The following is a 7,413-nucleotide window of genomic DNA, read 5'->3' as shown; positions in this document are numbered from 1 at the left end:
TAGAGACTGTGTGCGGAAACGCCCGGACGGTCAGAGACTTCGGCAACGGAATAACCGCGTTCCGTTATCTGACGGACAGCTTCTTCCTTAAATTCAGGTGTAAATCGTGGTGTGCCCATACGCTCCTCCTGTGCTCAAACTATAGGGCAGGATTGTCTACCGGGGCGGGGTCAGTCCAGAATACGGGGGAAATAACCACTCTATTCTTCACCTCGAAAAGAACCCAATACACATAGCTCCAACATGGAGGCACTCTCCCCCTGTCCGAGTTCACCATTCGGTTACGTTATATCTATGATATCAAATACGCTATAGCAGGGTAGATTTATTATATCAAGTTACTGATTTAACGAGACCGTTACTAAGTTCATATGATATTATATTATGAAAGAGTAATTCATCAATTTTATATCACTACTGATATGGAAGTGAAAAATGAAAGCAAGAAAACTAATACTGAATAATTGTTTTTCATATCGAGAATTATTGAGAATGAAAAATGCGTATGTTAAAGCTATACATGAGGTTTATGGAAAAGGTGTTAAAGTTGCGAGTGATGAGACATTTGAAAATTATATCCTTGTTATTGCCGACTCTGTAAGTAATGCTTTTTTCGTTGTAACTATTATAGGTTTCATTAACGTTGGTTACATGTTATATCTTCATGGGTTAACAAGAGGCCCATTCGCTATGTTTATTATAAGCATGATTATAATAATGTGGGTAGTCATAAGAAATAGTAGAGTAAAAAAAATAAAGATACTAACCACACTCAAATTTCTTAAGCTAAGATTGAAGATGTTCATTTTTATGATTACACCTCCATAATTTATAAAAAAGAAGAGCTTTTTTATTTAATCAAGACTCTTCTTTTTTATAAATCACTCACCTTCATGATACTTATAACCATCATCATAAAATGTAGCTTTAAATTTACTAGCGGATGAACTCACTTGAAATAACTTCATTGCGATATTCTTATTTTCCCATTTGGTAATATGATCCTTCTTTATATTCCTAAATAGCATTCCAGCTCCTGGCTTTTCAAATAGCCCTCTACTGACTAAACGTAAAGGGTTTTCCTTTAAGACAAGTCCTTTATAAGCAGAGTATGCTGTAACCGAAAGATCTACAACACTATAGGCAAAATCACCATTATACTTATCATATCCTAACTGTTTTGTTACAAAGCGGTAAAGATCTCTAAGTGGACCATTTTTTTGATGTTCATATAGCAAGGGTGTTATTGATTCATATGCATTATTTGCACCATGAGCTATTAGTGTAACTCCGATAGATTTCATTCTTTTAAAATGAAGTTTATTACCTGCGGTGTAAAGGCTAATCCCTCCCAATGCCTGGACACCACCCGTAATGACTCCGCCAGTAATTTTCGCGTACTTAATTAAGCCTTGATCTTCAAATATCTCAGTAACGATATACTTAGTGTAATTTCCTTGCCTCAGAATCTGATATTCTCGATGAGCAAGATCACTTTCAGCACGCATTTCAGTGATCAGCCTCATCCGTTCGTTAACATCAAACGTATTTCTAAATCGCCTGTTAATATCGCTAATAAACTCATCAACCTCTCTAAGATATTCTCTTCTCACCTGGTAATTTTCAATAAAGTAAGCTGAGGCCAAAGTAGCAATGCGTTTTAGGTCTACAGCATGATTATCTAAATCATACTTCAAATGAGCTATTGCTGTTGTTCCCATGATTAATATACCCTATCTTCCCAGATGCTATAGGCACTTGTGCCAGCCATTACATGTTCCCAAGTGATAGATCCATACTTGAAAGAAACACTTTCATCTGACTGAAGATCATTATGTGTCAATGCGTTAGGACTAAACATCCTAATTTCACTTAACGTAGCACCAGTTAGTCTTATCTTGAAGAAGACTTCCAGACCACCTGAAGGATTCATTCTGTAAAATACAAACTCGCACTCTAAGCGTTCATTTTGGCTCATTGCTAAAGCTAACAGTGGTGATGCTTTATCTATAGGTTTTCTGATTTGTAGAGGGTGGAGTTGAACATTACTTTCACGGGTCATGAGATTGAGCAGTTCAAGGATTAGGATTTGATCTTCATGCCCTTTTTGGTATTTGTTTCCTATGGAGTCGAGAGTCGAACAGCCCGCAGAAATCAGCCCTTGTTTCTCACCCTTAATCGTTGCATATATTATATTAGCCACGTAGATCCCTTACATAAAGTGCAGGAAAATTGATAATACATAGAAGGCGATTTTAAATCAAGTTTCAATATTGTTTTTATGGCATTCATGATACTGTTAGTTTTTACTTTACTATTCATAGATTGAATTTCTTTTTAAGAACTGGCAAGTTATCTAATAAATATCACGCTTCTTCTGGGGATAGCCCCATTTATGTGACTATTTGGTAGAAAGCATGGGGCCGCTAAAAGGAATCCCCGGTGGGACGCCCTTGCAAGGTGGCGGAGGGATACGAAAACGATGGTCAGGAGACAAAGGTCGTAAGATCTATGAATGGGACTCCAGGCATGGTGAGTTGGAAGAGTATAGAGCAAGCGATAGTGAATATACTGGTTCATATGATCCCAAGAGTGGTAAGAAAATTGAAAAAACAAACCCGCCGAAACGAAATATAAAGAAATATCTTTAAGGAAAAATAATGGGCTTAAAATTGCATATTGAATGTTATGATTCGGAAACAAAAGACCTTAAATATGAAGAATATTCAAAAGACTTCAATGATGATGGGACGGTAATCGAAAGTCTTGGTCTTCCATTAAAAGATAATATCAATAATGGTGTCTTTAATATCGAAAGGGAGTGGGTTCCTCTGCTTCAACCCCACTTTAAAAACACGATTGAAGTTGGAAGATTTATCTACCAGATCGGATTTATCTACCGTGACGGTAATTGGTAACTAATAAATTCAACCGAAGCTAGCCTGTGGCGAGACTACCAGGTATTCCTGGATGGATATCTGGTAATTATCTAATGATCTGGTTATTTACATCAATGGAATAGCCTTAATAACTACCGCCTTCGGGCGGTTTTTTTATTGCATCAGATAAGCAGAATGAACCATGAAATGAACAATAAAGAACCTCGCATCTATGGAAGCAAGTGGGACAAAGAAAGGCTGATATTTCTCAAGGCTAACCCTCTATCGGCAATAGCTGCAGTATCGGTCTGATGGACCTGCATTTTGCCAACGCCAGACCGCTTAACGGTGCACAGGCGGTAGTGCATACCGAGCAGTCGCGAATCCAGAGTGGGGATGCAGCTCAGTCCGCCGGTGGCTTTATCGGCACCCTTATAATTTCAGGGAAACTTGCCTTCCCAACCGCCGGTGTCGGGCGGCTTATCTGGATGCGGGCGCTCTGGAACCGCATACTGCTCGACAATCTGGTTGTGGAAGGTAGTGAACGCATCATTCATGAGAATCTGGTTACCGGCAACAAAGGCAAGGTGTTGTGCAACAACCTGCACGTAAAAGGGGCGAGTGGATTCTGCAACACCTACAACCAGATTGAGGCACACCACTCATCTACCGTGCTTGAGACGACAGACATGCCGTACTGGACGCGGGATGCGTCTGCTGTGGTGGAGATATTCGGTGCAGTCAAGACGCTGAATGTAACACTTGATCCCTCCCCGAAAATGATAATACTGTATATATGAACAGTATTAAAGGGGTTGAAAACAGTTGAGTGGAAAAAAATAGTTACCATTAATTATAAATAGAAAAAACCCAGATTTCACAGTCTGGGATTTTTTTAAAGTGCACGTGTATTTCACGTACATATTTTTGTCTTTTTTTGTCTTTTCTCGGTCTGCGCTCTGTCTGGTCGGAGTCCGTAAATGACTGTTTATAAAGTCTCTGTCAGGTTGCAGTCCTATAAAAAGTGCTGGCGGGAGTTGAACCCGCCAGCCTGTCGCAGGGGAAACGAAGAAAATGGCAGCGTGTTATAAACTCTACTACTTGTAAATCTGATCCCATTCATCAACCCATCCCATAACAACTTGATGCCTGTCTGCGCGGCCGTATGTGAAATAGGAAAAATCAGGCTGTTAACGTATGTAGGCCTGAAAAAATATGCCTTTAGCTGGGCCATTTTCATGCCGTCCATCCTATGCGAGATAAAGCTCTTTGCATCTTGCTTTGGTTTCGTCCTTAGTCATGTTATGCACCTTGTTTAGAGTCATTGAATTACTAAAGCGGTTATCAAAACCCTGATAATTTATCATGCAATCAGGGTGTTAAAAACTGATTCAAAACAAGTAATTGAATGCGTGAAATTGAAATATAAAATTAATAATCAATGTGTTATGTAATGGCCTGCAAACTACTGCTGCGCCATATGGAATGGCTCGAAGCCGCAGACCTGATCGTGAAAGGTATGGAAGGCGCCATTAACGCCAAAACCGTAACCTATGACTTCGAGCGTCTGATGGACGGCGCTAAACTGCTGAAATGTTCAGAGTTTGGCGATGCAATGATCAGCCACATGTAATATGTGCTGTTGATGATTGTGAAGACGGGGGCCGATTTGGCCCCCGTTTTGTTGTATGGGAAACTCTTTACCTGACCTGAAAAATCATCTTCAGATTCCGCGTTCTTTATCGCCTTTCTTCTGCGCTGGCGTTCGGTCATCACCTTTGTTTGTGCGATGGCCATCACCACCGCTAATTCACTCCTCCTGTTCCTGCGGCGACTCAGTTTGTACCTGCGGTTGCGGAAACGTGAGCTGGATAATGGCGCCATCGGTCGGTACCGTTTCCAGTTCATCAACATCGATGCTGGTTTTATCCGGCAGGCTCATATTGTCGACGGTAATGCGGTTAACCCGCCACGGCGTCAGGTAGCTGACCAGCAGGTTGCCGTCCGAGTTGGTGGTGGTGGAAAACTGATTATAGAAACTGATACCGGGCGACCCCGGCACGCTGACCAGTGCTGCGGTGCTGCCGAGCGTCTGGCCGAAGGTGATTCCGCTGCCGGACATCAAAATACTGCCGCTGGTATCGGCGTGATAATCGCGCCGCGATCCACCCCGATCCATACTGACATTGACCTCGCCGCCGTTGTACTGATAGCCAAGGCTGGCCGTCAGTTCGTCGTCACCATGCATGACTTGCTGTGCTTTGACGTCATAGCGCAGGCTGAAATCCTTCAGCGCGGAGCCGTAAACGTTGATGCCGTGGCTGTCTTTTTCCCGGCTTGCCAGTTGCGATATATAGCCGACGTTGCTGTTGTGGCCGCCGATGGAGAAGGGAATGCTGATATTAATGCCCAGCGTGGCTTCCGCCGGGGACTCTTTGCCGCGGTCATAGGCGCCGTAAAGACTGATATCTATATCCCGCCAGTTGGAATTCAGGCTGAGCACCACGCCGCTGCTGTCTGCGCCGGATTTGCGTGATTTCGTCCAGCGCCACGACAGGCTCATGCTGGAGTCTTCGTCAAAGTTATGACTAATTTCTACCTCGGCCTGCGCGGCGCGGCGGGTCAACTCATTATCCCAGTCGTATCTCAGCATCGCAGCCTGGTCAATTTTTTCTTCCAGCGAGCGGTACTGGCTGCCGGGTGGATACCATTGCAGCAGCGCATTCAGGCTGGTTTCGGCACTGAAAAACGCTTTGGCATAGCGCAGACGCCACACGCTGCCGCGGGCGGTGGTTTTTTGCTGGCGATAGCGCGCAGTGCTGATATCGGTTGACAGCGCCCCCCAGTGGCCGAAGTTTCCCCCGGTGCCCAGCACGTGATTGATATAGCGCTCCGCCTGCTGTACCCCGGAGAAAATCGTCAGGCGGGAGGCCAGTCCCCACGACAGTGAAGCCTGCCAGAAACGATCTTTATCCATCTCAATGCCGTGGGCCGGTTTATAGCGACCCGCTGCCAGCTCATAGCTAAACATTCGATGCTGAACGAGATTCGGCATAATGGAATAGGGCAAAACGCGTGTGCGCTCGGTACCGTCGCTTTCCTGCACCGTTAATTCAAGATTGCCCTGAGAATCCGGCGGATAGAAGTCGCGGATGGTAAACGGTCCTGGCGGAACATGGATACGATAAACGCGCTCACCGTTCTGATGAATGGTGACTTCTGCCTCGCTGCGGGCATAGCCGTTGATCAGCGGCGAATAGGGGCGCCAGCTGTCCGGGTACATCGCCTCATCACTGGCAAGCGACAGGCCACGAAACGCCATGCTGTCGAACATATTGGAAGAGGTATAGCCATCGCCGACGGTCAGCCGCGATCGGATACGGGTGATCCCGCGCCACAGGGCTATTGAGTTGCTGTACGAACCCTGCTGGCCGGTGCGTTCGCGCCAGAAGGTGTTCTGCTGGCGCAGTCGCCACGCCCCCAGGTTCAGGCCGTTATCCAGCGTTAGCGTCGTATCGGTGCCGGAGGTGTCCCATTCGTAGCGTGCGCGTTTTTTATCAACATCCAGCCGATAGTTGACGAACAGCGCGTTGATGCCGTTGTCCCAGCGGCTGGTACTGACGCCATTTTGCTGTGGGGTGATGGACTCTTCCGGGAACTCCAGCGTCAGCAGCTGCGCATCGGCGAGATACCTGAATTTCAGTCCGTACTGCTTTGCGGAGCCAGGCGTCAGGCAGCCGGTGGCATCCCACTTCATATGGCTGAGCAACGACGCAACGACACCCCATTCTTCCATCAGCGAGTAGCTCAGGCAGGGCGCACCTGCGGAGAAATTAAGTGAAATAGACCCTTTATAGACGTTATTGAGGATAACCCAGGTGCTTTCATTAGCCGAGGGCGAGCGTACCGCCAGTAACAGCAGTAAAAAAAATGCGATAGTACGAAATATCATCGGCGGGAACGGGGAAACGCAAAAAAGCGAAGAGGCAGATGCCCCTTCACTTTTAGGATTCAGACCGTATAGCGCTTATTATTGCATTGAAGCCAGCTCGGCACGAGCGCGGTTCAGCTCCTGCTTGATTTCACGCAGGTCGCTCTGTTTTTCTGCCAGTTTGCTCTGATACTTAGCCACTTTCTTCGCGTCGCCTTTTGCCTGAGCTTTACTCAGATCTGCCTTAATTTCAGCAATATCTTCGCGTTTTTCTGCCAGTTTTTTCTCCAGCTTGGTCACTTTTTTCTGTGCGTCAGAAAAAACGCTGCCGTCGGTGCAGTAGGCTTTGACTTGGGCCAGTGCCCTTTGCAGACCGGCAACTTTGTAGACATTACCGTACTGCTGAGCGATACGGATTTCTTTTTCCAGCGCGGCGGTTTTTATAGAGCAGTTTTGTGCTGCCTGTGCGGTGCTGAACATACCAACGGTAGCTACTACAGTCAGAGCGGTGATTAATTTTTTCATTGAACTTCTCCTTGATTGATAATTCCAACGGGTCACCTGACCCGTCGCTTTCCTGTGACAAAAAGAATACCTCTGTAT

10 protein-coding genes are annotated in these 7,413 nt (G+C 45.5%); 5 read left to right on the top strand and 5 right to left on the bottom strand.

The window, feature by feature from the left end:
- A partial coding sequence (locus AC07U6_RS13400; protein ID WP_494764810.1) for a transposase occupies positions 1–119 on the bottom strand: 119 nt, incomplete at its 3' end.
- Between the two features lie 316 nt (positions 120–435).
- Here AC07U6_RS13400 and AC07U6_RS13395 point away from each other — a divergent pair.
- Positions 436–828 carry a hypothetical protein gene (locus AC07U6_RS13395; protein WP_494762327.1) on the top strand — a complete coding sequence of 131 codons (393 nt, stop codon included), beginning with the start codon at positions 436–438 and terminating at the stop codon, positions 826–828.
- 53 nt (positions 829–881) lie between these two features.
- Here the strand turns inward: AC07U6_RS13395 and AC07U6_RS13390 are convergent, their stop codons facing one another.
- Positions 882–1,721, bottom strand: coding sequence for a DUF4225 domain-containing protein (locus tag AC07U6_RS13390; protein ID WP_494762328.1), 840 nt, complete (start codon positions 1,719–1,721; stop codon positions 882–884).
- 2 nt (positions 1,722–1,723) lie between these two features.
- Positions 1,724–2,203 (bottom strand): Hcp family type VI secretion system effector, encoded by a 480-nt coding sequence (locus tag AC07U6_RS13385; protein ID WP_494762329.1) that lies wholly within the window; start codon positions 2,201–2,203, stop codon positions 1,724–1,726.
- A 214-nt stretch (positions 2,204–2,417) separates the two neighbouring features.
- On the opposite strand from AC07U6_RS13385, the gene AC07U6_RS13380 reads away from it, so the two are divergent.
- The 4 genes from AC07U6_RS13380 (at position 2,418) to AC07U6_RS13365 (ending at position 4,512) form a co-directional block, all read left to right on the top strand.
- Positions 2,418–2,651, top strand: coding sequence for a colicin E3/pyocin S6 family cytotoxin (locus AC07U6_RS13380; RefSeq protein WP_494762330.1), 234 nt, complete (start codon positions 2,418–2,420; stop codon positions 2,649–2,651).
- A 9-nt stretch (positions 2,652–2,660) separates the two neighbouring features.
- Positions 2,661–2,918: a colicin E3-like toxin immunity protein gene (locus tag AC07U6_RS13375; protein WP_494762331.1), complete on the top strand. Its 258-nt coding sequence runs from the start codon at positions 2,661–2,663 to the stop codon at positions 2,916–2,918.
- A gap of 272 nt (positions 2,919–3,190) precedes the next feature.
- Positions 3,191–3,679, top strand: coding sequence for a hypothetical protein (locus tag AC07U6_RS13370; protein ID WP_494762332.1), 489 nt, complete (start codon positions 3,191–3,193; stop codon positions 3,677–3,679).
- A 641-nt stretch (positions 3,680–4,320) separates the two neighbouring features.
- Positions 4,321–4,512 (top strand): isocitrate/isopropylmalate family dehydrogenase, encoded by a 192-nt coding sequence (locus AC07U6_RS13365; protein ID WP_494762333.1) that lies wholly within the window; start codon positions 4,321–4,323, stop codon positions 4,510–4,512.
- Between the two features lie 177 nt (positions 4,513–4,689).
- Here AC07U6_RS13365 and AC07U6_RS13360 read toward each other — a convergent pair whose 3' ends face one another.
- Complete coding sequence (locus AC07U6_RS13360; RefSeq protein WP_494762334.1) at positions 4,690–6,831, bottom strand: fimbria/pilus outer membrane usher protein; 2,142 nt, start codon at positions 6,829–6,831, stop codon at positions 4,690–4,692.
- Between the two features lie 78 nt (positions 6,832–6,909).
- Positions 6,910–7,335 carry a DUF1090 domain-containing protein gene (locus AC07U6_RS13355; protein ID WP_494762335.1) on the bottom strand — a complete coding sequence of 142 codons (426 nt, stop codon included), beginning with the start codon at positions 7,333–7,335 and terminating at the stop codon, positions 6,910–6,912.
- Positions 7,336–7,413: the final 78 nt, after the last annotated feature.

It is taken from the genome of Erwinia sp. GW821-FHT03D09 (assembly GCF_059420805.1).
The sequence above is the reverse complement of the archived record's forward strand: the minus strand, read 5'-3'. Positions and strand labels throughout refer to the sequence as shown.

What these genes read in the sequence shown, in the direction of transcription:
- AC07U6_RS13395 (WP_494762327.1), top strand. Translation starts at nt 436, where the DNA reads ATGAAAGCAAGAAAACTAATACTGAATAATTGTTTTTCATATCGAGAA.
- AC07U6_RS13390 (WP_494762328.1), bottom strand. Translation starts at nt 1,721, where the DNA reads ATGGGAACAACAGCAATAGCTCATTTGAAGTATGATTTAGATAATCAT.
- AC07U6_RS13380 (WP_494762330.1), top strand. Translation starts at nt 2,418, where the DNA reads ATGGGGCCGCTAAAAGGAATCCCCGGTGGGACGCCCTTGCAAGGTGGC.
- AC07U6_RS13375 (WP_494762331.1), top strand. Translation starts at nt 2,661, where the DNA reads ATGGGCTTAAAATTGCATATTGAATGTTATGATTCGGAAACAAAAGAC.
- AC07U6_RS13370 (WP_494762332.1), top strand. Translation starts at nt 3,191, where the DNA reads ATGGACCTGCATTTTGCCAACGCCAGACCGCTTAACGGTGCACAGGCG.
- AC07U6_RS13365 (WP_494762333.1), top strand. Translation starts at nt 4,321, where the DNA reads ATGTGTTATGTAATGGCCTGCAAACTACTGCTGCGCCATATGGAATGG.
- AC07U6_RS13360 (WP_494762334.1), bottom strand. Translation starts at nt 6,831, where the DNA reads ATGATATTTCGTACTATCGCATTTTTTTTACTGCTGTTACTGGCGGTA.
- AC07U6_RS13355 (WP_494762335.1), bottom strand. Translation starts at nt 7,335, where the DNA reads ATGAAAAAATTAATCACCGCTCTGACTGTAGTAGCTACCGTTGGTATG.